Genomic DNA, 26,120 nt, shown 5'->3' with positions numbered 1-26,120 from the left:
TAGCTTGAAGCGGGATGGATGTCCGATCGGCCTTCCATCCCGTCCATCATCCCATCGCGAGAGACAAGAGAGGAGCCATACGTATGATGGGCGGGTTGTCCATTCAGAAGCAAAGAAGATTGATCGTTTTCGCGTTTATTACGGTGCCGCTGCTCCTGCTGCTTACCTTTGCCTACTATCCGGCGCTGGAGCTGATCAGGCTAAGCTTTACGGATTGGAACGGCATCAGCGCGGAAAAAAACTTTATCGGCTGGGCGAATTTTAAGGAAGTATTTTCGAATCCGGAAATTTTCGGCGTTTTTAAAAACAATGTCGCCTATTTCGTAGTCGGCATCGTGCAAAATATCGCAGCGATCTATTTCGCCGTCGTGCTGAACGGAAAGCTGCGGGGGAAAAATCTGTTCCGGCTGCTGCTGTTCCTGCCTTACATTTTGAACGGGGTGGCCGTCGCCTATCTGTTCGGATACGTATACGACACAACGAACGGTTCTCTCAACTATATGCTGGGACAGCTCGGGTTTGACAAGCTTTCGGAAACCAGCTGGCTCGGCAATACGTCCATCGTCAATTACTCTCTCGCCTCCATCGGTTTCTGGCGGTTCATGGGCTTTAACATGGTCATCTATTTGGCTGCCCTGCAGTCCATTCCGAACGATCTGTACGAAGCGGCTTCCATTGACGGCGCGAACGGCTGGCAGAAGTTTATTTATATTACGTTGCCCAATATTTACAAAATCATCGAACTCAATTTGTTCCTTACGGTGACCGGCGCACTGGAAGTGTTCGATCTTCCGTTCGTCCTGACCAGAGGCGGTCCGGCGGGAGCAAGCGAGACGTTCGTTCTGAAAATCGTGGAAACCGCGTTCCAATTCAACAATTACGGCCTTGCGTCGGCCATGAGCGTTGTGCTTCTGTTATTTGTCATCATCATATTGTCCGTTCAGCGTTATCTGCTGAGAGGGAAGGGGGAATAAGGCATGAAGAATCGTCATCGAGGATGGGTAGCGGCGAAATACGCGACGCTTCTGGCCGCCGTATTCGGGATCCTGTTCCCGCCATACATTATCGTCGTGAATGCGTTCAAAACGTCGGAGGAATTTCTCCGGAAGTCCGCCATCGAGCTGCCCGACAGCTTCCTGCATCTGGCGAATTTTGCAGCCGCATTCGACAAGGCTGATATGCCTAGGGCGTTCGGCAACACGATCGTCATTATCGGAATCACGCTCGTGCTCAACATTCTGATCGGTTCCGCATTCTGTTACGCGGTAGGAAGGTTTCAGTTCAAGTTCAGAGGTATCTTGGTCAGCTTGTTCCTCTTCGCGACGATTATTCCGACCATAACGACCCAGGTCGTCAATTACAAGACGATCCAGGCGATGGAACTGACGAATAACCTGATGGGGCCGGTCCTTCTGTACGTCGGCGCCGATATTTTGCAAATTTATATCTATCTCCAGTTTGTCCGCAACATTCCGTACGAGCTGGACGAAAGCGCCATGATCGAAGGAGCATCGCTGCTGCGGATCTTCCGGTCCATCATCTTCCCGCTGCTGGGACCGGCAACCGCGACGATCGTTATTCTGAAGACGATCAGCATATACAACGACATGTTCGTTCCATATCTGTATCTTAGCAGACCGGAGCATGTTGTCGTCTCCACTTCCCTGATGCGATTCTTTAGCGTCAATAGCGGGGATTGGCAGCTCATCTCCTCCGCGATTCTTATTATCATGATACCTACTGCGGTGTTATACCTATTCCTTCAGAAATACATCTTCGCGGGCGTCACGAGCGGTGCGGTCAAGTAATCGCTTGTACAAAGGACTTCAATGCCGCACACTAAGGGTATCGCGCCTTAAGGAGTGGAGAAGATGAAAGTCATCATTGCGGACGATGAAGAAATGATACGGCGCGGCTTGGCGAAAATTTTGGGCAATATGGGGCTGGACGTCGAGATCGTCGGATCCTACAGCAATGGACTGGACGCATGGACGCATATCTCGGGATTAGCCGACGGCGAATTGGACGTCCTCATCACGGATATCAAAATGCCGATGATGGACGGACTTAAGCTGGCTGAGAAGCTGAAGGATAGGCCAATCGTGAAAATCGTCCTCAGCGGTTTTAGCGAATTCGATTACGCGCGGAAGGCGCTTCGGTTCGGGGTGATGGATTATCTGCTCAAACCCGTGGACAAGGGGGCATTGCAGGAGCTCCTGCTGAGGATCCGGCAAGAGAAGGCGGAGGAAGCGAAACCCGCGGATCCCGCCGACAAAGGCAATTCCGCCGCTCAGCAAGTGCGGGCCGTTCTGGAGTCGGAATACGCGAAAAGCCCGGATATGGAGGCGCTTGCGGAGCAGGTAGGGATGAGCGCGAATTACTTGAGCCGCCTGTTCAAACAGGAAACCGGGGAGACGATTACCGATTATTTGATCGCCGTGCGGATCGCCAAGGCCAAACAATTTCTGACTGATCACCCGCATTTGAAAAATTACGAAATCGCCCAGCTAGTCGGCTACGCCGATCCGGTCTATTTCAATAAGCTGTTCAAGAAGGTCGTCGGAGTTACGCCGAAAGAATACCGAACGCAGGGCGGATAGCGCTCTTTCATAAAGCGATGTCCGTCTCTTAAGACGGCATCTTCCATTTGCATAGAAAGCGATTTGCCGTCCGTCCTGCAAAGGGCTGGCGGCAATTTTCATTTGCCGGCTTCGTAATTCAATTAGGAAGGATAATCGATTATACTTGGAATATCGTGATAATCAATTATTCCGAGGTGACGCATGCCATGAGAAAAAAATTCATTTATTCCCCTCCGCCGAACGGTTATCCGGAGTGGAACAACAATCCCGTGATTTATGAGCTGAACCGAATGGAAGCTCATGCGTCGTTGACGCCGTTCGATTCGGTTGAGGAGGCGCTCGCCGGCAATGAGGAAGCTTCCCGCAACCGCTTTTTGCTGAACGGGCGATGGAAGTTCGCTTTTGCGAAAACGCCTGCCGAAAGAATCGCGAATTTCTACGAATCCGACTATGATTGCAGCGGCTGGAACGACATCGCGGTGCCCGCGCATTGGCAATTGCAAGGCTACGATTATCCGCAATACATGAACGTCCAGTACCCGTGGATACATACGGAGGAACTGACGGCGCCGTTCGCGCCTACCGTCTATAATCCGGTCGGCTCCTATGTCAGGACGTTCGAGTTGCCTGAAGGCTGGCAGGGCAAGCCGGTATTCATAAGCTTCCAGGGCGTGGAATCGGCCTTCTACGTATGGCTGAACGGCGAGCTGGTCGGCTACAGCGAAGATACGTTCACGCCCGCCGAATTCGACCTGACGCCATATTTGACCGAAGGCGAGAACAAGCTGGCGGTCGAGGTATACAGGTGGTGCGACGCGAGCTGGCTGGAGGATCAGGATTTCTGGCGGATGAGCGGCATCTTCCGCGACGTCTATCTGTACACGACGGCGGAGGCGCATATTTACGACTTTTTCGTCCGGACGGAGCTTGACGGCGAATACCGCGACGCCGAGCTGAACGTGGAGGCGAAGCTGATCAATTATTTCGGCCGCGAGCTCGGCGAGCTTGTGTTGGAAGGCGTTCTGTACGGCGCGGACGGAAAGCCGGCGCTGGACTCGCCGATCTCCGCGCGAGTCGAAGTGGAAGGCGAAGAATTCGCGCGCGTGACGTTTGGCGCCTCGCTTCGCGATCCGCTGAAGTGGAGCGCGGAGCTGCCGAATTTATATACGCTCGTGCTCGCTTTGAAGAAGGAAGACGGTTCGCTGCTCGAGGCGGTCAGCTGCAAGGTCGGCTTCCGCAAGTTCGAGCTGAAGGACGGGCTGATGCGGTTGAACGGGCAGCGAATCCAATTCAACGGCGTCAATCGCCACGAGTTTTCCTGCGATACGGGCAGGACGATCGGCGAAGCCGACATGCGTAAGGATATCGAGCTGATGAAGCGGCACAATATAAACGCCGTACGCACCTCTCATTATCCGAACCATCCGCTCTGGTACAAGCTGTGCGACGAGTACGGCCTATACGTCATCGACGAGACCAATCTGGAGACCCACGGCGCTTGGCGTTATGGCCAGAGAGAGCTGGAGGAGACGGTGCCCGGCAGCCGGCCGGAATGGACGGGGGCGGTGCTCGACCGTGCCAATTCCATGTTCCAGAGAGACAAGAACCATGCCAGCATTCTGATCTGGTCGCTCGGCAACGAATCGTTCGGCGGGGATAATTTCTTGAAAATGTATGACTTCTTCCATAAGTCCGATCCCTCGAGGCTTGTCCATTACGAGGGCGTCTTCCATTACCGCGCGTCGGAAGCGGCTTCGGACATGGAGAGCCATATGTATACGAGTCCGCACGGCATCGAGCAATATGCGGGGCACGATCCGAAGAAGCCGTTTATCCTGTGCGAATACAGCCACGCGATGGGCAACAGCTGCGGAGGCTTGCATCTGTACGGCGAGCTGTTCGAGAAATATCCGATTCTTCAAGGGGGCTTCATCTGGGATTGGATAGACCAGGCGATCCGCGTAACGGACGAGAACGGCCAGTCCCGCATGATGTACGGCGGGGACTTCGGCGAATCGCCGCATGACGGCAACTTCTGCGGGAACGGACTGATCTTCGCTGACCGAAGCGTGTCGCCTAAGCTGCAGGAAGTGAAGAAGGTATACCAGAACGTAAGATTCGACGCGGTGGACCTCGAAACCGGTATCGTCTCGGCCAAAAACAAGTTTTTATTCCGTTCGCTCGAAGACTTCGAGCTGGTCTGGCGCATCGACGTGAACGGGATCGCGGTGGAAGAGGGCGCCGCGGCATTGGCCGCCCCGGCGGGAGAGACGGAGCAGGTTGCGCTTGGCTGCAAGCTGCCGTCGCTGGACGGTTTCTCGGACGAGGCCGTGCTGACGGTCAGCCTGCGCGCGAGGTCGGCGGAGAAGTGGGCGGAAGCCGGGTACGAGATCGCATTCCAGCAATTCGTATTGCCTGCGCCAGTACGGGAAATCAAAGATTCGGAGAAGCTGATCGCCTTGAACGCCGCCTCGGACGGAGGGCTGCAATGGGGCGGCTTGCAGGAAATTTCCGCGGGCACGGATTCCGTCGTATGCGGCGTGGCGGCGCCGGCGACGCTTCGCGTCACGCGCGAAGAAGGGAGGCTGACCGTGACCGGGTTGTCGCAGCCTTTCTCGGCGACGTTCGACGAGACGAACGGCGATTTGACGTCTTATAGCTGGAGCGGCAAAGAAAGGCTTCGGTCGCCGCTGGCGCCGAACTTCTGGCGCGCGTACACGGATAACGATCGCGGCAACAAACATCACGAACGCTGCGCGACATGGCGGGAAGCGGGCAAGGAGCGCAAGCTGCTGGCGCTCGGGACCGAAGAAGGGGAAAACGCCGTGACGGTGAACGTAAGGTACGCGCTGCCGACGACGAACGTTTCTTTTGTAACGCTGAAGTATACGGTGCTGGATAGCGGCGAGGTGCGGGTCGACCAAACGCTGCAACCTGGAGCGGACTTGCCGGAAATTCCCGAGGTTGGCGTTCTCTTCGAGATGCCGGCCTGTTACGATCGCGTGAGCTGGTATGGCAAGGGACCGATGGAGACGTATTGGGACCGCCAGGAAGGCGGCAAGCTAGGTTTGTACGAGGGAGCGGTCGCAGATCAGCTCGCGCCGTACATCCGTCCGCAGGAGAGCGGCAACAAGGTCGGCGTCCGGTTCGCGGCCGTGACGAACGAATTCGGTGAGGGGCTGCGGCTTCAAGGCCTTCCGAACTTTGAGCTGAACGTGCTGCCGTACTCGCCGATCGAGCTGGAAGCGCATGACCATCTGCATCTGCTGCCGGCAATCGAGAAGACGGTCGTGCGCGTGAACGGCTGCCAGATGGGCGTAGGCGGCAACGACAGCTGGGGCTCGAAAGCGGAAGCGCCGTACATCCTGCACGCGAATCGCGTCTACACGCATTCGTTTACTTTCATCGGCGTTTAAGCGGAAATAGCTTGATTAGAGGGATAATTTCCTTATATCTTTAAGACCGCATGAAAAAAGCATCTTCAATCGGCAAACGCCGGGCGAAGATGCTTTTGTTGTCTAACGCTTTATCAAAATTAACGAGAATACCCCCACTTCAAGTTTGGCTAAGTGGGGGATGAATCGTTATTTTTTGAACCAAATACGAACATGTGTGCTATAATAGGTCTATCCATTACTTGAAAGGATGTTGTGCGGCATGTTGGTCCATAAGGAGTATAAATATCGCATCTACCCTACGGAAGAACAGCAAACGCTCATCCGCCAGATGTTTGGTTGTTGCCGGTTTGTCTTTAACCATTTCTTGGCGAAATGGAATGACTCGTATGCAGCAACGGGCAAGGGGTTATCTTATCACGCCTGCGCCACTGGGCTGCCAGCACTGAAAGCTGCCTTTGAATGGCTCAAGGCTGTCGATAGCATTGCCCTTCAATCGGCCGTGCGCCAGGTAGCGGACAGCTTCGACCGGTTTTTCAAGAAGCAAAATCAAGCTCCGCGTTTCAAATGCCGTAAAAACCTTGTACAAAGCTATACGACAAGATATACAAACGGCAACATTGCGATGAGCGGCAATAGGGTCAAGCTTCCCAAGCTTGGCTGGATTCGTTGTGCAAATTCGAGAGTCTGCGAAGGCCGCATTCTGTCGGCAACGGTGCGGCGGAATGCGGCAGGCAAATACTTTGTCGCTCTCGTTTGCGAGGTGGAGCAGCAACCATTGCCGCCAGCTGAGAAGCATACCGGTGTGGATCTTGGGCTTAAAACGTTTGCCGTATGCTCGGATGGCAGTCGGATTGCGAATCCCAGGGTATACCACAAATACGAAAAGCAGTTAGCTTTCTGGCAACGCCGCATGAGCCGACGTACCAAAGGGGGATCGAACTGGAAAAAAGCCAAGCAAAAGGTGGCTCGCATTCACGAGAAAATAGCAAATACCCGTCAGAACTTCTTGCAACAGCTCACGACAAAGCTGATTCGCGAAAACCAAACCATCAGCATCGAAAGCTTGCAAGTGGCGAATATGCTTCAAGATCATAAGCTTGCCAAATCGATCGCGGATGCGTCCTGGGGCGAGTTCGAGCGTCTGCTCCGCTACAAAGCCAAATGGTATGGTCGCACCTTAAAAGTGGCAGATACTTTTGCGCCGACGAGCCAAACCTGCCATGTCTGCGGCTTTGTGAATCCAGAAGTCAAACAACTAACTGTGAGGCAGTGGAGCTGTCCTTCGTGCAATACCCTGCATGATCGAGACGAGAATGCGGCTCAAAATATAAAGCGAGTAGCTGTTTAGCTGCTCGCTATAGCTGTGGGAACCACAGTTTCGCTTGGTGTACAACTTCTAGCTGTACGATTCGAACCGGTAGGATCGATTACCCAAGAATCCCCCACTTCAAGCGTTGGCTAAGTGGCGGGAGCGTTCAAGAATTACCGCAAGTACAGACGGCTTGTCGACTCCCAGATGCCGCCCGGCTCCAGCGAGACAAGGCCGATCTCTTCCGAGGGCAGGTCGACGTTCGGCGCGTTGACCAGGTTCAACTGCGGTTCGGGACAGAAGAAACCAGGCGTCGCTTTGTTGTTCCAAATCATCCATTGCTTGTAGGCCGTTCCGACGTCGTAGACGAGCGTCACGCCTTCCCGCGTATCGGTCAGCTCCATTTTGTTGCGTCCGCCTTGCGTCTCGCTTGTGTAGTGGTTGTCCATCGGCTGCCAGAACGGCGAGACGCCGGTCGTCTGCATCGCGACTTCTTCTTCGAGCAGCGGCTGATGCTTGCCGGTCGGAAGCATGCGCTCGCTCATCTCCCAGCGCTTGCCCGTCGTCATCGTGAAGCGGTAGTCCTCGGATGTGCTGCCAGGCGCGAACGGCGCGTTGATCGTCGTATGGAACGCGATCATGCAAGGCATCGCTTCCTCGCCGTTGTTGATGACCATCACATGCTGCAACAAGCCGTTGTCGCTAAGCGAATAACGCAGGCGAAGCGCGAAGCGATGCGGCAAATATTCGAAGATCGGATGCGACTCGTCGATTGCGATGCTGAACTGCGCGTAGCTCTCCGTGCCCGTTACGCCGTATTCGTCGACGCTCCAAGCCGCATCGTGGAAAAACCCGTGCAGATGGTTGCCCGTGCTCGCCTCGTTTACCGGGAACGCGTACGTGCGGCCGTTCCAAGCGAAGGTGCCGTCCTCGTATCGGTTCGGCGGGAACAACACCGGAATCCCGTGCACGATCGGACGCTCGCGGAAGCCGTCCATCTCTTCCGGGGAGGGCTCTCTCAGCAGCGTGTAACCCTTGCTCTTATCGCGGAACGCGATAAGATTCGCGCCAACCTTCGGCAGCGCGGCCGCTTCGTACGGTCCCCATTGCAGCCAGATCGCTTGCTCGTCGTGGAATTGTCCTTCGTATGCTTTTCCTTGAACTGTCATTCCCGATAATCCCCCTCTATCCTATGAACATGGTAAAAGCTCTCATCCCTAGCATAACAGCGCCGCGCGCAACAAACAACCGCCTCGCTCCTTGTCGGGGCGAGGCGGCTGTTAGCTGCGCTTGATCGCGGCGCGCTCTACTTTGTTTGCGAAAATTGCTGGAACACCTGCTCGATCGCATATTGCTTGCGGCGGTTCACATGCAATTGCTTGGCGTCGGAGTTCTGCGATCCGAAATAAACCGTGCCGTCCGAGATGGATCTAATCTTGCTCAGATTAATGAAGCAATCCGAACTGATTTGGAAATAATTCTTCTCGTTCGTCAAGCTGCGGAGCTCTTCGGCAGTCATTCTCTTCTTTCTATTGTAGTTTCTGCCATGGAAGCTTACGAGTCCTTGACTGCCAAGTTTGAAATACAGCACATCCGACTCTTGATCGAAATTCTCGTACACGTTCCTCTCGTTCAGCGCAACACTCATCATCCCAAATCCCCCTTATAAGAATAGAATCCATGAAATGTTAGCGCTTACATTGTATCATACCAAATCTAGCTTGTGAAGAGGGAATGGCAAAAAAGTGTTTGTCCTGCCGGTATGGTTGTGCTATGGTCACTTTAGTTGTATAACGAAATTAGGAATAGCTAGAAAGGGTGAACGATTTGGGCAGATCTCACAACGGATGGAGCAACGGCATTTTGTACATTGGTTCCTATGGGGAAACAAATGAGCCTACGATTCATGTCTGCAGGTTCGATAAGTCGAACGGAAGTCTCGACATTCTGCAGAAGGTGGAGGGCGTGGAGAACGCCTCGTACTTGGCGCTGCACCCGAACGGGACGAAGCTTTACGCGGTCAAAGAAATCGCGGAGGCAGGCGGCGAAGCGGGCGGCGTCATTGCCGCGCTGGACATCGATGCCGAGACGGGGCTGCTGGGACGCGTGACGAGCAGCGCCTCGACGATTGGCGAGCATCCTTGTTACGTTAGCGTCGACGCGGACGGCACCGCGGCGTTCGCGGCGAATTATACGGGAGGCAGCATTGCCGTGCTTCCGATTTCGCCGGAGGGCGAAGTTGGGCCAGCGACCGCGCTCCTGCAGCATGCCTGCGAGCCTGGTCCCGTAACGGATCGCCAAGAGAAGCCGCACGCGCATTGCATCGCCCCGATGCCGGGCACGGCGTTTGTATGCGCCGTCGATCTAGGCATGGATGCCGTCGTGACGTATCTTTACAATAAAGAAGAGGGAACATTGTCGCTGCAGCACGAATGCATGCTGCCGGGCGGCTACGGACCTCGCCACATCGTATTCCACCCCGAGTTGCCCGTCGCTTATGTAGCGAATGAGCTGGCTTCGAGCGTCACACAGTTGTATGTGGACAGGGAAAAGGGTGTTTTGACAAAGGGAACGACGTATTCGTCCATTCCAAGCGACTACGACGGCTACAACGATTCCGCGGATATCCATCTGTCTCCGGACGGCAAATTTCTGTACAGCTCGAACCGCGGGCATCAGAGCATCGCGGTCTTCCAAGTGGCGGAGGAATCGGGCGAGCTGACGGCCATTCAGCATATCGGCTGCGGCGGCGAGCAGCCGCGAAACTTCGGCATAACGCCGGAAGGCGACTATCTGCTGGCGGCGAACCAGAAGAGCGGCACGGTCGTCGTATTCCGCAGGGATCCGCTGAGCGGCAAGCTCGAACCGACGGGCAACGAACTGAAGCTTCCGTCTCCTGTGTGCATTCGTTTCTCTAACTAATAATTCAAAGAGATAGTCCGACATCCATCATTATTCAGGTAAGTGAGACTGAAGGGCAAGGGAATGGCTTCAAGGCGAGTTTTTTGTTGACTTGAAACCTTGAGAGTATAATCAATCAAGACAACAAAACGTGTTTGAGCAATGAAGCCATCCCTTGTCCGTAAGGAACACGCATGCTGGATTAGGATTGGTAATGTCGAGCTGTCTCCCATCACCAACCGAAAGGCAGGTCCTCTTCTTGTCATCTCAGACCACGGCGGCCGGCTCTACCGCGAGCGCGGTAAAATCGGCCACCATCTACGCCATGTTGTTCGCGATCAGCTCGATCCATCTATTAAACGATGCGATGCAGACGGTCGTCGTCGCGCTGTTCCCGATTTTCGAAGAGTCTCTTAAACTATCGTACGGTCAAATCGGCTGGATTGCCTTCACGCTGAATATGACCTCGTCCATCATGCAGCCCGTCGTCGGAATCTTCTCGGACAAACGGCCGACGCCTTGGATGCTGCCGGCGGGCATGCTGTGCAGCATGGCCGGCATGGCCGGACTCGCCTTCGCGCCGAACTACGCGCTTTTGCTGCTGTCCGTTGTGTTTGTCGGCATAGGCTCGGCCGTCTTCCATCCCGAAGGCTCCCGCGTCGTCCATCTCGCGGCGGGCAGCCGGAGAGGGTTCTCGCAGTCGATCTTCCAGGTCGGGGGCAACTTCGGCCAGTCGCTGGGTCCGATTATGACCGCGGCCATCTTCGTACCGCTGGGCCAACGGGGCGTGGCATGGGGCATGCTGCTGGCCGCGCTTGCGATCGCGATCTCGTTCAAGGTCGTACCTTGGTATACGGCGCGGCTTGCGGAGCACGGCGGGAAGGTGCCGAAGAAGAAAGCGGCATCCGCAAATGGTGCATCGATAGCGACCGGCAGAAAAGTCATCGCGCTGGCTTTATCGATCCTTCTTCTTGTCGTCTTCGCCCGATCCTGGTACGCGGCTGCGATCGGCAACTTCTATCAGTTTTTTGCTAGAGACGAATATGGCTTGACGATACAGGCAGCGCAGGTGCCGCTGTTCCTGTTCATGATCTTCGGCGTGGCGGGCACGTTCATGGGCGGCTTGATGGCCGACCGGATCGGCCGCAAGAAGATGATGTTGATCTCCATTCTTGGCGCCGCGCCGTTCGCGCTGCTGCTGCCGCATTTGCCATTGTTCTGGGTGTACCCCGTAATGGCGGTCATGGGCTTTATTCTGCAATCCGGTTTCTCGGTCAGCGTCGTATACGCGCAGGAGCTGATGCCAGGCAAGGTCGGCATGGCCTCCGGACTGATTACGGGCCTTGCTTTCGGAATGGGCGCATTAGGTTCGGTCGTGCTAGGCAACGTGGCGGACGCGCAGGGCATGGAATACGTAATGCTGCTTGCGAGTTTCCTTCCGGTCATTGGATTGCTTGCGATTCTCTTGCCGAAGGATCGTAGAGAGGTTTAATCGATTCGGAACGGAAATGAGAGAGGATGGATGTAGGCAGGAGCGGCGCCGGCGTCGGTCGGCAAGCTGTTTCGCAACCGGTTTTTCCAGACGATTCTGTTATCCAACGTGTTGCTGCAAATCGGGATATGGGTACGCAACTTTGCGATTCTGATGTACGTGACGGAAATGACGAACGACGATCCGTTCGCGGTCGGCCTGATGGCGTTTGTCGAGACGCTGCCGATCTTCGTGTTCTCGATCGTCGGAGGGACGTTCGCGGATCGGTGGAAGCCGCGTCTGACGATGATTTGGTGCGATCTGCTATCCGCAGCGTCCGTGTTCGCCGTTCTGCTCACGATCATTTTCGGCTCCTGGCATATGGTGTATCTCGTGACGTTCGTATCGGCAGTGCTCTCGCAATTCTCGTAGCCTTCGGCCATGAAGCTGTTCAAACAGCATATCGATCCGGAGCAGCTTCAGTCGTCGATGGCGCTGTTTCAATCGCTTGTGGCTATCTTCATGGTCATCGGCCCTTCGATCGGCGTGGCGTGTTATCAAATGTTGGGCATCCGTTGGTCGGTTGCCATCATGGGCATTGCGTTTCTGTTGTCGGCGCTTGTCCTGTTCCGGATTCCGCCGGATCGGGAGGTTGAACGCGAGGTTGCTCTTGAAGGCGGAACACGCAGGTTCTGGGTCGAGCTGAAAGACGGCTTTCAATATGTATGGCGAAGCCCGGTGCTGAAGTCGTTAGGCGGCACGTTCGCGCTTGCGGGCATTGCGGTCGGGATCGTGCAGACGCTGGGATTGTTTATCGTCACCGACAGGCTCGGCCAGGAGAAGGAGTTCCTTCAATTTCTACTGATGACGTACGGAATCGCGATGATGATCGGCGGCGGGGCGGTCATGGCGCTCGCCAAAAAGATTTCGCCGCAGAAGCTGCTGGCGCTAGGGATGTTGTGCATCTCGATCTCGATGGTCGGCGTGGGCATATCGACGAACATTCCGCTGACGTTCGCGTTGCAGCGGTCTCGGGTTTCCTTGCGTTCAGATCGGCATAAGCACGCTCATCCTGCAGTCTTCCGAGGAGCGGTATGTCGGCCGGGTCAACGGAGTTTTGACGCCGATGTTTATGGGCATGATGGTGCTGATGACGCTCGTGTCCAGCAATCTGCTAAAGCTCGGCGTTCCGCTCGTCGGCATTTATTGCGCCGCGGGAACGGCCATGTTCCTCGGCATGCTGCTGCTCGTGCCGCTCTTCAAGCATAAACCCGAGGAGCAGGCAGTTAGAAATGCGGTAGTTAGCGAGCAGTGAGGAAATGATTGACAATGTTACGGCTTTGGCGTAACATCGAAGTAGATATTCGTCGAAATAGAGAGAACTTTTAGAGATGAGCGAAGCACGCTTTTCCTTACGAGAGTAGGGAGAGGCGTGCTTTTTTTGTATTTTCATGGCAAAAAAACAATTGGCAAGGAGTGTAAAAACATGTTAAAACATAGACGTGCTGTATATTTTGGACTGGCGACGCTGCTGCTGGGCGTATGCGTAGGTTTCAACGACGGCGCGAGGGCGGCTGCTTCTAGCAATAACGTAAAAATTTCAAAAAGCTACGAATTGACGGATAAGGTCGATTTTGTCGAATTTACGATAGAAGGGTATGATGGGGCATTTACGTCAACGTTGACGCTGCCGAACGGGCGTGTCGTGCAAGCGAATCATAGCAATCAGATTAACGATCCGGAAGGCGTCTACTGGACGAATGATTACGCAGTGGAATCGCCTCCCGCCGGAACTTATACGTTTACAATACTAGCGCCGGTACACGCTTACTATAACCTGGTAGTCGATATCCCGCTGTTCTCGGATATTGCTGGCCATTGGGCGAAAGCGGACATTGCTACATTCGTGAATAATGGGATCGTAAATGGTTACGGAAATGGAAAATTCGGCCCCAACGATTTCGTGACCGGCGAAGCATTAGTCAAAATGATTGTTCTGGCATTGACGGAAGAGCAACCGCACGGCAACCGCCAATGGGCAAGGTTGTTCCGCTGGAAGGTGTGGAACGAAGACCTCGCACTTGAAATGGGGCTGCAGGAATACAACTTTGCTCAAGCGGTAGGCAACGATTGGCGAACAGCATATCTGGCGGCTGCGGATGACCTAGGTATCCTATCAAATTGGGATGTAACTCAATTGAAAAAGCCATTCGCACGCAAAGACGTCGCGCTTATGATTGCAAACGTGATGAATCTAGTAAATGAAAAAGCACCGGCTCCGAAAGCATATACCGACACTGGAGGATTGCCGAAAGAAATACAAAATGCGATTTCAAGAGTAAGTGGCTCTGCCATATTCGCAGGCTATCCGGACGGATCGTTCCAGCCGAACAAAGTCGTTACCCGAGCTGAAGCCGTTAAAGTATTAGCGCGTCTAACAGCCTATTTGAATAGTTGAGAGGAGATAAAGATATGAAGAAGACGATTCACTGGATTATTACTCTAGCCCTTTTTATTTCTGTTTTTGCTGGAGGTGCGAGTTCCGTTAACGCAGAAGGGGGAGCTGCGAGCGAGCTGCCTTTCTCGGATATTTCGAAGCATTGGGCGAAGGACATGATTTTGCAAGCCTATGATAAGGGGTTTGTGGAAGGATTCGAGGATGGAACATTTCGTCCGGATGATGTTGTACAAGCCGATCAATTCATTGCTATGATTCTGCGTTCTTATAGCGTAACCAAGAACGAAAAAACGGAATTCGACCCTTCGTGGCTTGCTGCTCTCGAAAAAGATAGGCCGGGGTTTGCCTATTTTATTAAGAACGCAGTTTCAACAACTAAATTCAACTTCAAGAATGCTTCTTCCGGTTATTGGGCAACACCATACGTTAACTTCTTGTTTGATTCATACGTTATTAGCAATACCGATCTTGTTTTTCCAAAGAATCATTCTCTGTTTCAAAAACAAATCAAGCGTGACGCTGCATCATATTTATTGGGTGCTTGGTTTGCAAAGGTTGAAGGTAAATATGACACAATGTATCAAGATTATGTTTTAAGTAAAAGTGGGATAAAGGATATCAATAACTTTTCCCCATACACAGACTGGTATAGAGCCACTGTTCTAATTTCAGGTTTAATGAATGGATATCCAGACGGAAAATTTTATCCTCAAAGATACGTCACAAGAGCCGAGGCATTAACAATGGTTCTAAGACTAAAAGATACAGCACTTAGAAAACCATTTCAACCGAGTTTAAACGGTTTAAACTATACAACAAACAACGGGAAGATATATTTGTATAACGATAAATATGCTTTGGATATGTACAACAAAATGGTTGATTTAGCAAAAAAGCATGTTACAAAAGGCCATGTTAATTTGTTTGGTGGAGATGCTATTGAAGTGTTTTCGAGCAAAGACTCATTCGATAAATTCGTTTATTTCACTGAAATAGGTCAATTTCATCTACGTCCTGAAGACGAGTTATCAGCATTCGTCAATAGAGATGGCACTAAAAAACTGGGATTTAGTTATCCAGTAACGTCAATATTTAAAACAAGTAACGATTACTTGAATGCACTATATGAGTTGTTGGCCGGCAATGGTAAAGGCAAGGAACTTCGGAAGAAAGTAGAGGCTTATATCGTAGAGACAGCGCAAAAAGATTTCAGCTTTAACGGAAAAAACTTCACATATCGCGAAGTTGGGAAGCGTTTTGAAGTTACACTAAAATATTAAAGATTAGGAGGGGGATCCTTGCAAAGAAAAAGAAAAAGAAAAGTTGTATTTTCAACCATGGCCTTACTTTGTTTTCTTTCTTTATTTAATTTTACAGGATGGACTTATAAAACTACGTTTGCGGCTGACACAAAACCTCCTGCCACTATAAATGGATATCCCAACCGTTGCGGATATAATCCGATACCAAGTGTTGACGGCTATATTCCGGAAGGAGTACCGCCCTGCAATGTAGATGGGTACAAATTTAATGCTCAATATTATTATCAAACTGCATGGCCTTCCGGAAGCGCAAGTCCCGTTGCCGGACAACGAAGGCTAGAGATTTATGGCAATGTGTTTTCGGTTCCAACGAATGTGCAGGAATTTAAAAAAGGTTACCAACCAGGCGGGCCTTCAACCATCAATTATAACAACGGTCATTTTATGGGGAGAGATCCCAAGACGGGGAATACAGTTCGAGGCGAGTACCGGTATTTAGGGTATACAAGGGACGGTAACTTGTTCTCTAATATACATTTTATTGTGGATTCGGATTCTGGCAATGCTTTAGCTTCAAAACATTGGGTATATCGTCCTTGGGATCAAGTACCGTCTGACTACAAATATAAACCTGACTCGCCGGGGGCGGTATATGGCTTCATTCAAGGTCAAACGAGCAACGTGACAGATGAGAGATTTGATTATCTAAAAAATATAATAAACTCTTCATTAGGTTTTAACATAGGTCAAGGTGTTAAATATGCTGATCGTTATCGCGTACTCCCCGCAAGTCAGGATAATAGCGATCCACGAAACTACATGTCCATCGACCAAGAGCCAACAGCCCGCGCCGGCGGTTTTGGGAACATGTATCATTACAGCTGGGAGACGCATTCCATGTGGTATCATACATACGCGTTGCCCAAATTGGGTCCTGCTCAAAAGAAGCAAACTCCGGCTCTCTGCACCGCACAGCCGGTAAGCAATGAGCCGATCCCGATCGGCAAGAGTAAGACCGTGAAGGTCGAAATGATTGTGACGGGATCGCTCCAAGACGAGATGTATTTCGGTAATCGATCTGCCGAAGCGGAGTACTACACCCGCAAGGACATCGACTACTGGCGGATCGACTTACGTAATCCTAATGAAGCGACTTATTCGCAGAAGTCTTCGCAAAACTATAAAGACGGAGTTGTGAAGAAAAGTAATCAAGCAAGTGCTATATTCACCCTCGTAATTGACGTTTCAAAACTGGATAAATCCAATAAAGACGTATGGCTGTATAAATCCCACGCCGGCGCTTTCGCGATCTATACTAACCACACGTACAGCACACCTTCAACAACAGGACAATATTGCAACTTCCAAATCGAGTTCGAACCAACCGAAAAACAGCCGATGCAGAGCGATTTTGGTGTGGTACCAACGATTCAATTCGACCGTCTTACTCAATTCACGAGTCCAATGGTTGGCTACGCCGATTACTCATACGGAGCGGATGCGGACTACTACGAGTTCGAAATTAAAAATAATGAAGACGGAACCAAAGTCAGCCGGAAATACGATCCGGCCATTCCTGAGGTGAAAGCTCCTACACAAGGACACTTAGATCAGAAGTCCGTTGAGCAATGGCTTTATAACTTCATGACCACGAAGTTCACTTCCGATTTGGTTACTGAACCGATATCAAAAACATTCGAAATCAGACAAAGAATCGTCGACAAAGATGCGACCACGAACAAAACATCAGAACGAATTCGAACGATCACGGTTACGCAGACGCCTTACATTTACACCTGTGAGGAAGAAACATGGCCAGCACCTCCACAGTACATTACGCCGAAAGCGGATTGGCCGCTAGACTGGTATGATGTGGTGCCATTCCCTGTAACGGATGCTCCGCCGGAAATCATACCTCATAGAGGTTGTAAGAATCCTGCTGGTTATGACGAATTCACAAAACAAGTCTTTATCGATGGCACCGAGATTGACGCAGACGATTTCTACAAAGGCAATTATGTCTTCGGTGAGGACAAGCTCGGCATTCGTGAAGTCAAAACAACATTCACTGCGCCAGATGGATCCGAATCGTTTAAAATACAGCATGTCGTCATCCACGAATCGAAACCGAGGGTATCCATCAAGCTCGAAGGGCTCTTCAAACAGAATCGTACAATGAGGGCCTTCGACCAATCTGCCGCCAGTAACGATCAATGGGTAGAACAGCACGCACCGTTGCAAATCACTTCGTTTAGCTACGTGGATCCTACCAATCCGAATTTGAAATGCCGAACAGGCTACTGCGAATCGAACTTAATCGAGAAGAAATTCATGTACAAGAAGACAGGGCAATACAAAATCGGCATCGCGGCCAAGCGCGTGATTCCTTATGGAAACGGAAAATCAGTGACGCGATATTCCGATCCGTACGTTGTGGAATACGAAATCTTGCCCGATCACGAGCCGGCCGTGATCGCGCACGCGTATCAATCGCAGATAAGCCGACTGGATCAACTGCAGCTCTTCTATGATACCGTAAGTACTGACGGCGATTTTATCGCTGAAAAGCATCTAGAGGTTCAATATGATTCGAACAACGACGGCAAGATGGACGAGACGGTGTACGAAACGGATGGAGAAGCGACGGAGCTTCCCGTTTTCGATAAGCTGGGACAATACAAGATCATCGCCTCAGCCACGGAAGGAACAAATGAAGACCGACTGATGGAATTCATGACGCCAGCCGATGACAAAACGCGGATGATCGAATCGTATTTCTTCGTCGATAACTACGCGCCGTCAAGCGACTTATACATAGACGTGCCGACGCAAAAGCCGGATATGGACGTCTACATGATGCTCGATGCGAACCTGAAGCAAGCGTCCACTGATTACATACGAGGTAACGGGGTTACGTTGACCAACGCATTTACCCAAGCGAATATGCTCGTAAATTTGAATATCTGGGACATGAAGACATACACGTACAGCCAACCGGCGAGCACGAGCAACGGAACGGGGTCTTCTTATCCGTCAAGTACGATCTCATATAGCTCAAACGGCTATTCCGGAACGCTGTCCCGAACTAGCGTATCTAATTCACCCTATTCGGTGGACCAAGGGAAATACAAAACGGTCACCGATTCCAAAACAGGAACCGGGACATGTTCAAGTACGGTGACAACATACTATGACTCAAAAGGCAATTATAAAGACTCAAGCTCCTGGAATAACTGTGGTTCAAGTCAGAATTATAGCGATGGACAATACTCGGGAACTATTAGCCGTACAGGCGAGTCGCCTGACGGACCGAGCTGCGGATCCACTGGCCCCAAAAACGGGTCTTGTACTCGCGGATGGACTGCCTATTATTCCGGAACGGTTTATTGGACGCATGACGTTTGGGAACCGAGGATGGTTTCTTACGACAGCTACACCGGCTACTACAGCGGTTCGATCTACAAAGACGTGCGCCAGCCATATGACACAACATTTATGCGGTCCGTCCCGAACAAATACGTCATCTACGTTTCCGATAATCAGGCATCTCTGCTCTCCGATCTGCAAAATGTCATGGGCAAACATCAGGCAAAATTAATCATTGTAGGGGCTTCCGCTTTTAAGGGACAAATCGAGCACGATCATTATATTGCGAATGATAAGGCGATCGAGCAAGTGATGGCGTCGGTTATTTCCTACATAGCTGAGAGCAATCCGGTCGTGCCTAAGATGCTGAAACTAATTGGGGAAGAAGTGGAAACACGGACCGCAACCTTTGATTTCGAGAACGATCTCATTCCGTCAAGTACCGATCAATTGCAGATCATTCAGGATCCAACTTATTATGACAACAGCATGGGTTTCGAGAAAATAAACGAGAAGCCGCTTATTTCCCTTCCGAACCAGAATAACTGGTTCCCCTATCAATCTAAGATCACGCTGAACAAACCAGGCATATACCAATTCATGCGTAGAGTCAAAGACATGCCGTCGACGGATCTTAATTTTTCGCAATATTCGTACTATTCTAACGTGTCGGCTATCGATGTATATGTCCACCGCAAACCCATCGCCGATGTGACGCTGGACTTCGATTACATCCCTGCAGCGAATCTGTACCGATCCTCATGGATCGACCTAAGTTATGATCTTGATCATAACGTGACACGAGCGTCGACGGATCGCGGCATCCAAGCAAGGTCGATCAAGTTGACGAACCAAGGAACGGGCGAGGTGTACACGAAGATTCCTACGGAGCTTGCGCCCGGCACGTACGTGCTGGATTACTTGGCGCAGGATATAGAAGGTGAATGGTCCGATCCTATCCGGCGGACGTATGTGCTTCCATCCACTGTCCCGGTGCAGTTCAAATCGAATCTGCGCACGGCATATGCCGGATTTTCGCTGGACTCCGTGCCGGCAAGCGAAGGGCTCGAGGCGTTCGGACTTTGGACGCGTTATCCGTACGCGGTCTCGCTGCAGTTCTCCATGGGTACGTATATCGCGAAGTCAGTACCCTTTTATACAGGCACCAAAACGGGCAACGACGTAACTTGGAACAACGAGTCGTTTGCGATTCCGTGCACGACGCCGGATGGGTTGTACACGTTCAAGATGCGTGCGAACGGTTCAGTTGCCGGTTCGTTCGAGGAGCATGCGTATCAAGTCCGCGTCTCCACGCCGATTAACTTAAGCGGCCAGATCGACTCGCCATCGAATGGCACGAGCAACCTAATGACTCTTGTCGTGGACGATACCTACCAGCTCAAAGCGGCGACGACCAAATATCCGGACTCATCGGTCAACCCCTCCGCGACGACCGTGACGATGTTCAAGGGAACGCCTTACCAGCGAACGATGACTCTAACTTCTACGACGGCCAGCACGTTGGGATACGGCCAAAAAAATTGGTCGGGCACGTTTATAGTAGGCTCGATGCCGGACGGCCAATATACGTTCGAATGGACATCCACAACGCCGAACGGCAATATGCAATCGGTGTCGAAAGCCGTAAACGTCATCAATAACCGGCCACCCGTCCCGGGATTCAGCTGGTCGCCGAATATCGTATATGAAGGCGATACGGTTTCGTTCCGCAGCAGCGTCAATGACCTCGACCGAGACGGCTTAAACGTGATGTACGAATTATCGAGTCCGTCCGGAATTCGCAATATGTTCAGCTACGTTTTCGCTTACCCTTACCCGATCACGGGCCCTGTTCACCGAATGGCGGAAGCGGGAGCATGGCGCATGCGCCAAACCGTAACGGACGGCAAGTCTGCTCCGGCTGAGCTCGTACGTACAATACCCGTCTTGCCGCTAACGGTAGCTGGGGCGGTCCATCATACGGAAGCATGGAACGAGCGGAGGCAAGCTTTTAACGTGAAGGAAAGCGGGAATAAGGAGTCGCCAAGAACGCCGAACATGTTCTGGGCAGGCGAGAAGTTTATGCTGGAAGCGAGTACAACGGTTACGTCTACGTCGACGCGAGCAACCAAAGTAGAAGTATTATTCGAATCACGAAAGGTCACGCTTACGGCTACCGACGGCACGAATACAAGATGGAAGGGAGATATGTGGGATGAGCAATTGGAAGAGTTGGAGGACGGCCCCGCAGCCTTCACGTTTATTGCAACTTATAGTAACGGAATCGTTAAATCGACGACTGTCGCCATCGAAATAAAAGGGAACGTCTCGCAGACGGTTGGCGTTCATCGCGTTAAATAACGCTTATGCGAAGAGGTGCCCGGACTCTTCCAACGATACGAGCTCGCTCTTTTGAGACGGCTGCGTTGGAAGTGTCCGGGCTCTCGTTCTGATCAGCAAGTTTTGCTTTTGCTGGATTGTGTTGGAGCATTAGTCTGCGCAGGTACCAAAGGCAGCTCCACCTCGAAAGTCGTACCTTCCTGCGGCATGCTCCGGACGCGAACCTCTCCCTGATGAAGCTCGACGATCCGCTGCACGATCGACAAGCCGAGCCCGTTGCCCTCGGTGGTACGCGTCCGCTGTTTGTCGCCTTTGAAGAACCGTTCGAAGATCCGTTTCTGATCCTCTGGCGGAATGCCGATGCCGGTATCGCAGACGCGCACGAGCGCGTTGCCGTTCGAAGGCCGAAGCGCCAGCCGAATGTGGCCATGCGGCGGCGTAAACTTAATCGCGTTGTGCAGCAGATTTAACCAGACTTGGCTGAGCAGCTCCGCGTTCCCGCTTACCGTAACTTCATCCAACTCGAGTTCGATCTCCAAATTCTTTTCCAGCCAATGGGGCTCGCTCGCTAGCACAATTTCGGTCAACTGTTTGTCGAGTCGGAACGGCGAGATTTCCCATTCGACCTGATCCGATTCGAGCGAAGTCAATTTCATTAAGTTATCGCTTAGACGCGACAGTCTCACGGTTTCGTTCTCGATGATGGACAAATAATGTTTTTGTTCTTCGCGCGTCAAGTCCTCCCGTTGCAGCATGTTCGCGAATCCACGAATGGAGGTGAGAGGCGACTGGATTTCGTGCGACACGTTCGAAATAAATTGCTGCCTCAGCTGCTCCACCTGCTTCAGCTCCTGCGTCATCTCGTTGATCGAATCGACGAATTCGCCGATTTGTCCGCGATACTTGCCTTCTTCGTCGATGACGACGTTAAAATCGCCTTTGGCGATTTTGCGAAACGCGCTTAACATTTCATTCCAAACAACCATTTGGTGCGGTCTAGTTAACACGTTGAAGAGAATGAAGGCGATAACAAAGATTACGATGCCAAGCGCCCAAGTCGCAAGCTGAATATAATATTCGTTCCAGGACAAACCGTAATAATCGTGCAACCAGTCCGACAAAAAGTAAGCGGCCGAAAACGCGGCGAAGCAAAACAAGATCACCGCTATAGTGGCCATAATGCTTTTCAAAATGATGAGTCCGAGCCGAGGCTGCCTGTTCGAGCGTTTCATCGCGCCGCCTCCGTCTCGAGCCGGTAGCCGAGGCCGCGTATCGTGCTGATCTTGACCGTCACTCCCCAGCTCGAGAATCGCTCGCGAAGCCGGTTGACGTGGACGTCGAGCGTTCGCTCGTTGCCGTCGAAGTCATATCCCCAGATCGCTTCGATCAAGGAGCCGCGGGCGAGCGTTCGCCCCGTATTGCTCATCAGCATGAAGAGCAGCTCGAATTCCTTAGGAGGAATCGTCTGCGGATCCCCATTTACTTTCAATTGATACGTCTGACGATCCATTATCAGTTCGCCGGCCGATACTTGCTGGGAGGAGGCGATTTTGTACCCTTTCATTAGCGCTTTCACCCGTACCGCGAGCTCAGCGGGATCGAACGGCTTGACGAGATAATCGTCGGCGCCGATATGAAAGCCGCGCAGCTTGTCGTTCAGCTCCCCCTTCGCGGTGAGCATGAGGACCGGCATATCGTTGTATTCCCGCAGTTGCCGGCATAGTTCCCAGCCGTCCATGTTCGGCATCATCAGATCGATGATCGCCATATCGGCAGGAGCCGCCTCGATGAACTTCATCGCTTCCAGCCCGTCCGACGCTTCGCTGACCGCGTACCCTTCCTTCTGAAGAATAACCCGGACAAGCTCCCGAATATGCGGATCGTCGTCCGCGATTAAGACATATCCTATCGTCAACACCTCCTGAGGAATCGATTTATCTAGTCCCACGTAAGCCATTTTGGCCGAGTTCTCCAGCTCCGCCTTCGTAATGTGGCGAACCAGCCGCCTGTTTTCTTATTCATCTTCGATCTCGTCACTTCCTGCTCGCTCTTTTTGCCGCTACCTTAGAGTAGCTTTGCAATGTAAACGGAATTTAAACAGCACAAAGGGAGACGTATCGCTGCTGCCGTGAACTTGCTAAGGCGTTTTCCCGGAAATCAAAAGACCTGCGAACGATTGCCCGCAGGTTTTTCAGAGGTGGAACTAGGCTTTCATCGCATGCAGGCGGTGCGAGTCGCCTCGCAATCGAGCGGATTTCTCACACGCTTTTCACCTTGGCAAAAAATTCGTTGATGGCATAATAGGCCGCGCCCCGAACGGCGGAATGCTCCTGCAGCTCCGCGAACAAGATGCGCAGCTGCGCGCGATGGTAGGGAAGCGTGCGCGCGTCGACCGCTTCCTGTATGGCAGGACCGAGCCATTCCGCGCCGCGGCTCATCCGGTTGCCGATGATGACGACATCCGGGTTGAACACGTTTACGATATTGGCTACTCCGACCCCCAAATACGAGCCGATCTTGCGGAACAGCGACTGCACGCGTTCATCCCCCGCCGATGCGGCGTCGAGCAGCTGCTCCAAGCTGTCGAATCCAAGCTCGGCCGCTTGTTCCAGGAGCGAGTTCTCCGAAGCGTACAGCTCCCAGCATCCTCGGTTGCCGCAGCTGCAAGGCTTGCCGTCGAATTGGATGGACAGATGGCCGAGCTCGCCGGAGAATCCCGAAGCGCCTTTGAACAATTCCTTATTCAAAATAATGCCCGTCCCGATCCCGATCCCGACGCTGACATAGATCTGGTTGCGGATGCCGCGGCCGGCGCCGTACTTCTGCTCGCCTTGGGCGCCCGCGTTCGCTTCGTTGTCGATCGTGACAGGCAGTCCGTAACGCTCCTGCAGCATTCGCTTCAAAGCGACCTGCCGCAGCTTCATGTTGGGCGCGAACAGGATCGTGCCTTGATCGTCTACGATGCCCGGCACGCCGACACCGATGCCCACGATCCCGTAAGGGCTGTCCGGCGCTTGCTTCGTCAGCTCGTCAATGCAATCCATGAGCAGATGTAGCGGCAATTCTTGCTGGGGGCGCAGCTCCCGATACCGTTCCGCGACGACTCCGCCTTCCAGATCGGACAAGATGCCCCTAATATAATTGACGCCCAGATCGATGCCCACGGCATAACCCGCCTTCTCGTTAAAGAGGAGGATAACGGGTTTCCTTCCGCCGCTCGACTCGCCGGGACCGATCTCCCGCACGAGGTGGGCGTCGATCAAATCCTGCACGAGACTGGATACGGTTGCTTTATTCAGCCCCGTCAGCTCGGAGATTTGGGCGCGCGACAGCGGCGCATGCTTCAGCACGGCCTCCAGCACGATGGACGTATTCATTTTTTTGATAAGGGTCAGATCCCCCGTCGGTTTCGTTCGCACTTGTTCGGTTCTCCCGTCTATGGCTTTCCGTATTCGAATAAAACAAGTATACCATAAAACTTAGTTTGTTTAATAGACAAACTAAGTAGAACTATGTTATTCTGCATGTAGAAGGAAAACGCATTCATCTTAAAGGAGGATTCATTATTATGAGTTATTTCAAAAACATTCCGGCAATCGCGTTCGAAGGGAAAGGCTCCGACAATCCGCTTGCTTTCAAACATTACGATCCGAACCAAGTCGTGTTAGGCAAAACGATGGAAGAACATTTGCGCTACGCGGTCGCTTACTGGCATACGTTCAACGCGAACGGCTCGGACCCGTTCGGAGCGGGCACGATGGTTCGCGGCTGGGACCAATACGACGGTCTGGATCGTTCCAAGGCGCGCGTCGAAGCGAACTTCGAGTTCATGGAGAAGCTGAACATTCCGTATTATTGCTTCCATGACATCGACATCGCTCCGGAGGGCGCGACGCTGCAAGAAACGAACAAAAACCTCGACGTCATCGTCGCGATGCTGAAGGACGCGCAGAAGCAGTCCGGCAAGAAGCTGCTGTGGAACACGGTGAACATGTTCACGAACCCTCGTTTCGTCCATGGCGCAGGCACGACTTGCAACGCGGACGTGTACGCCTACGCCGGCGCGCAATTGAAGAAGGGGCTGGAAGTCGGCAAGGAGCTGGGCGCGGAGAACTACGTGTTCTGGGGCGGTCGCGAAGGATACGAAACGCTGTTGAACACGGATATGGGCTTCGAACTGGATAATCTGGCGCGCCTGTATCACATGGCTATCGACTATGCGAACGAGATCGGCTTCGACGCTCAATTCCTGATCGAGCCGAAACCGAAGGAGCCGACGAAACATCAATACGACTTCGACGCGGCAACGACGATCGCATTTTTGCAGAAGTACGGTTTGAAAGATAAATTCAAGCTGAACCTGGAAGCCAACCATGCGACGCTGGCAGGCCACACGTTCGAGCATGAAATCCGCACGGCTGCGATCAACGGCATGCTGGGATCGCTCGACGCGAACCAAGGCGATCTGCTGCTTGGCTGGGACACGGACGAATTCCCGACGGATCTGTACTCCACGACGCTGACGATGTACGAAGTACTGAAGGCTGGCGGCCTCGGCCGCGGCGGCGTCAACTTCGACGCCAAAGTGCGTCGCGGCTCTTTCGAAGCAGAGGATCTCTTCCTCGCGCATATCGCGGGCATGGACAGCTTTGCTTGGGGACTGAAAGCAGCTGTCAAGCTGATCGAGAACCGTACGCTGGACGGCATCGTAGAGAACCGCTACCGCAGCTTCAAGGAAGGCATCGGCGCGGAAATCGTTGCAGGCAAAGCGACGCTGAAGTCACTTGAGCAATACGCGCTGCAGAACAACCCAATCGTCAACGAGTCCGGCCGTCAAGAGCGTATCCGCCTAATGCTCAGCGAAGTAATTTTCAGCGTATAAAAGGATGTTCAATAAGTCCACTTTTGATCACGATGTATGCCAGGAAGCTTATTCGACATCGAATCTTGAATTCAGCGGAATTTCCGGTGCTCACGTAGCTTACACTACGCTCCGCTCCTCAATTCCTAGCTTCATCCAACCTTCTCGGTGC

Annotated in this window: 18 protein-coding genes; 13 read left to right on the top strand and 5 right to left on the bottom strand. The window is 52.5% G+C overall.

What is annotated here, in order from left to right; translation table 11 throughout:
• Positions 1-83 precede the first annotated feature (83 nt).
• The 5 genes from RB620_RS17430 (at position 84) to tnpB (ending at position 7,328) form a co-directional block, all read left to right on the top strand.
• The gene (locus tag RB620_RS17430; protein ID WP_308096392.1) at positions 84-974 is read left to right on the top strand and encodes a carbohydrate ABC transporter permease; all 891 of its coding nucleotides are present in this window, start codon (positions 84-86) and stop codon (positions 972-974) included.
• Positions 975-977: 3 nt separating this feature from the next.
• On the top strand, positions 978-1,808 hold the full coding sequence (locus RB620_RS17425) for a carbohydrate ABC transporter permease (protein ID WP_308096390.1): 831 nt from the start codon (positions 978-980) through the stop codon (positions 1,806-1,808).
• Positions 1,809-1,871: 63 nt separating this feature from the next.
• Positions 1,872-2,600: a response regulator transcription factor gene (locus RB620_RS17420; protein ID WP_308096388.1), complete on the top strand. Its 729-nt coding sequence runs from the start codon at positions 1,872-1,874 to the stop codon at positions 2,598-2,600.
• A 188-nt stretch (positions 2,601-2,788) separates the two neighbouring features.
• A complete protein-coding gene (gene lacZ, locus RB620_RS17415; protein WP_308096387.1) occupies positions 2,789-5,998 on the top strand; it encodes a beta-galactosidase, LacZ type in 3,210 nt (1,069 codons plus the stop codon).
• Between the two features lie 241 nt (positions 5,999-6,239).
• A complete protein-coding gene (gene tnpB / locus RB620_RS17410; RefSeq protein ID WP_308096386.1) occupies positions 6,240-7,328 on the top strand; it encodes an IS200/IS605 family element RNA-guided endonuclease TnpB in 1,089 nt (362 codons plus the stop codon).
• Between the two features lie 134 nt (positions 7,329-7,462).
• Here tnpB and RB620_RS17405 read toward each other — a convergent pair whose 3' ends face one another.
• Positions 7,463-8,458 carry an aldose 1-epimerase gene (locus tag RB620_RS17405; RefSeq protein WP_308096384.1) on the bottom strand — a complete coding sequence of 332 codons (996 nt, stop codon included), beginning with the start codon at positions 8,456-8,458 and terminating at the stop codon, positions 7,463-7,465.
• A 137-nt stretch (positions 8,459-8,595) separates the two neighbouring features.
• Positions 8,596-8,940, bottom strand: a complete 345-nt coding sequence (locus RB620_RS17400) for a LytTR family transcriptional regulator DNA-binding domain-containing protein (RefSeq protein WP_308096382.1) — start codon at positions 8,938-8,940, stop codon at positions 8,596-8,598.
• A gap of 176 nt (positions 8,941-9,116) precedes the next feature.
• Between RB620_RS17400 and RB620_RS17395 the strand changes: the two genes are divergently transcribed.
• The 7 genes from RB620_RS17395 (at position 9,117) to RB620_RS17365 (ending at position 21,108) form a co-directional block, all read left to right on the top strand.
• Complete coding sequence (locus tag RB620_RS17395) at positions 9,117-10,211, top strand: lactonase family protein (protein WP_308096380.1); 1,095 nt, start codon at positions 9,117-9,119, stop codon at positions 10,209-10,211.
• A 304-nt stretch (positions 10,212-10,515) separates the two neighbouring features.
• A complete protein-coding gene (locus tag RB620_RS17390) occupies positions 10,516-11,682 on the top strand; it encodes an MFS transporter (protein WP_308096480.1) in 1,167 nt (388 codons plus the stop codon).
• 108 nt (positions 11,683-11,790) lie between these two features.
• Positions 11,791-12,093 (top strand): MFS transporter, encoded by a 303-nt coding sequence (locus RB620_RS30525; protein ID WP_308096378.1) that lies wholly within the window; start codon positions 11,791-11,793, stop codon positions 12,091-12,093.
• Between the two features lie 9 nt (positions 12,094-12,102).
• Positions 12,103-12,930: an MFS transporter gene (locus RB620_RS17380; protein ID WP_308096376.1), complete on the top strand. Its 828-nt coding sequence runs from the start codon at positions 12,103-12,105 to the stop codon at positions 12,928-12,930.
• 217 nt (positions 12,931-13,147) lie between these two features.
• Positions 13,148-14,119, top strand: coding sequence for an S-layer homology domain-containing protein (locus RB620_RS17375; protein WP_308096374.1), 972 nt, complete (start codon positions 13,148-13,150; stop codon positions 14,117-14,119).
• A 14-nt stretch (positions 14,120-14,133) separates the two neighbouring features.
• Positions 14,134-15,399 carry an S-layer homology domain-containing protein gene (locus RB620_RS17370; protein WP_308096372.1) on the top strand — a complete coding sequence of 422 codons (1,266 nt, stop codon included), beginning with the start codon at positions 14,134-14,136 and terminating at the stop codon, positions 15,397-15,399.
• Positions 15,400-15,456: 57 nt separating this feature from the next.
• Positions 15,457-21,108, top strand: a complete 5,652-nt coding sequence (locus RB620_RS17365) for an Athe_2463 domain-containing protein (RefSeq protein ID WP_374121421.1) — start codon at positions 15,457-15,459, stop codon at positions 21,106-21,108.
• A 92-nt stretch (positions 21,109-21,200) separates the two neighbouring features.
• Here the strand turns inward: RB620_RS17365 and RB620_RS17360 are convergent, their stop codons facing one another.
• The 3 genes from RB620_RS17360 to RB620_RS17350 all read right to left on the bottom strand — a co-directional run bounded on the left by RB620_RS17360 (position 21,201) and on the right by RB620_RS17350 (position 24,464).
• Positions 21,201-22,319, bottom strand: a complete 1,119-nt coding sequence (locus RB620_RS17360) for a sensor histidine kinase (RefSeq protein WP_308096368.1) — start codon at positions 22,317-22,319, stop codon at positions 21,201-21,203.
• On the bottom strand, positions 22,316-23,044 hold the full coding sequence (locus RB620_RS17355; protein ID WP_374121418.1) for a response regulator transcription factor: 729 nt from the start codon (positions 23,042-23,044) through the stop codon (positions 22,316-22,318). The genes RB620_RS17360 and RB620_RS17355 overlap by 4 nt, the downstream gene beginning before the upstream one ends.
• 301 nt (positions 23,045-23,345) lie before the next feature.
• Positions 23,346-24,464: an ROK family transcriptional regulator gene (locus RB620_RS17350; RefSeq protein WP_308096477.1), complete on the bottom strand. Its 1,119-nt coding sequence runs from the start codon at positions 24,462-24,464 to the stop codon at positions 23,346-23,348.
• Between the two features lie 191 nt (positions 24,465-24,655).
• Here RB620_RS17350 and xylA point away from each other — a divergent pair, with 191 nt between their 5' ends.
• A complete protein-coding gene (xylA, locus tag RB620_RS17345) occupies positions 24,656-25,969 on the top strand; it encodes a xylose isomerase (RefSeq protein WP_308096366.1) in 1,314 nt (437 codons plus the stop codon).
• Positions 25,970-26,120 lie beyond the last annotated feature (151 nt).

The sequence above is a fragment of the Paenibacillus sp. LHD-117 genome (genome assembly GCF_030929555.1).
Taxonomy (GTDB): domain Bacteria; phylum Bacillota; class Bacilli; order Paenibacillales; family Paenibacillaceae; genus Pristimantibacillus.
Note: the sequence above shows the minus strand (reverse complement) of the source record. Positions and strands in the feature narration are given on the sequence as shown.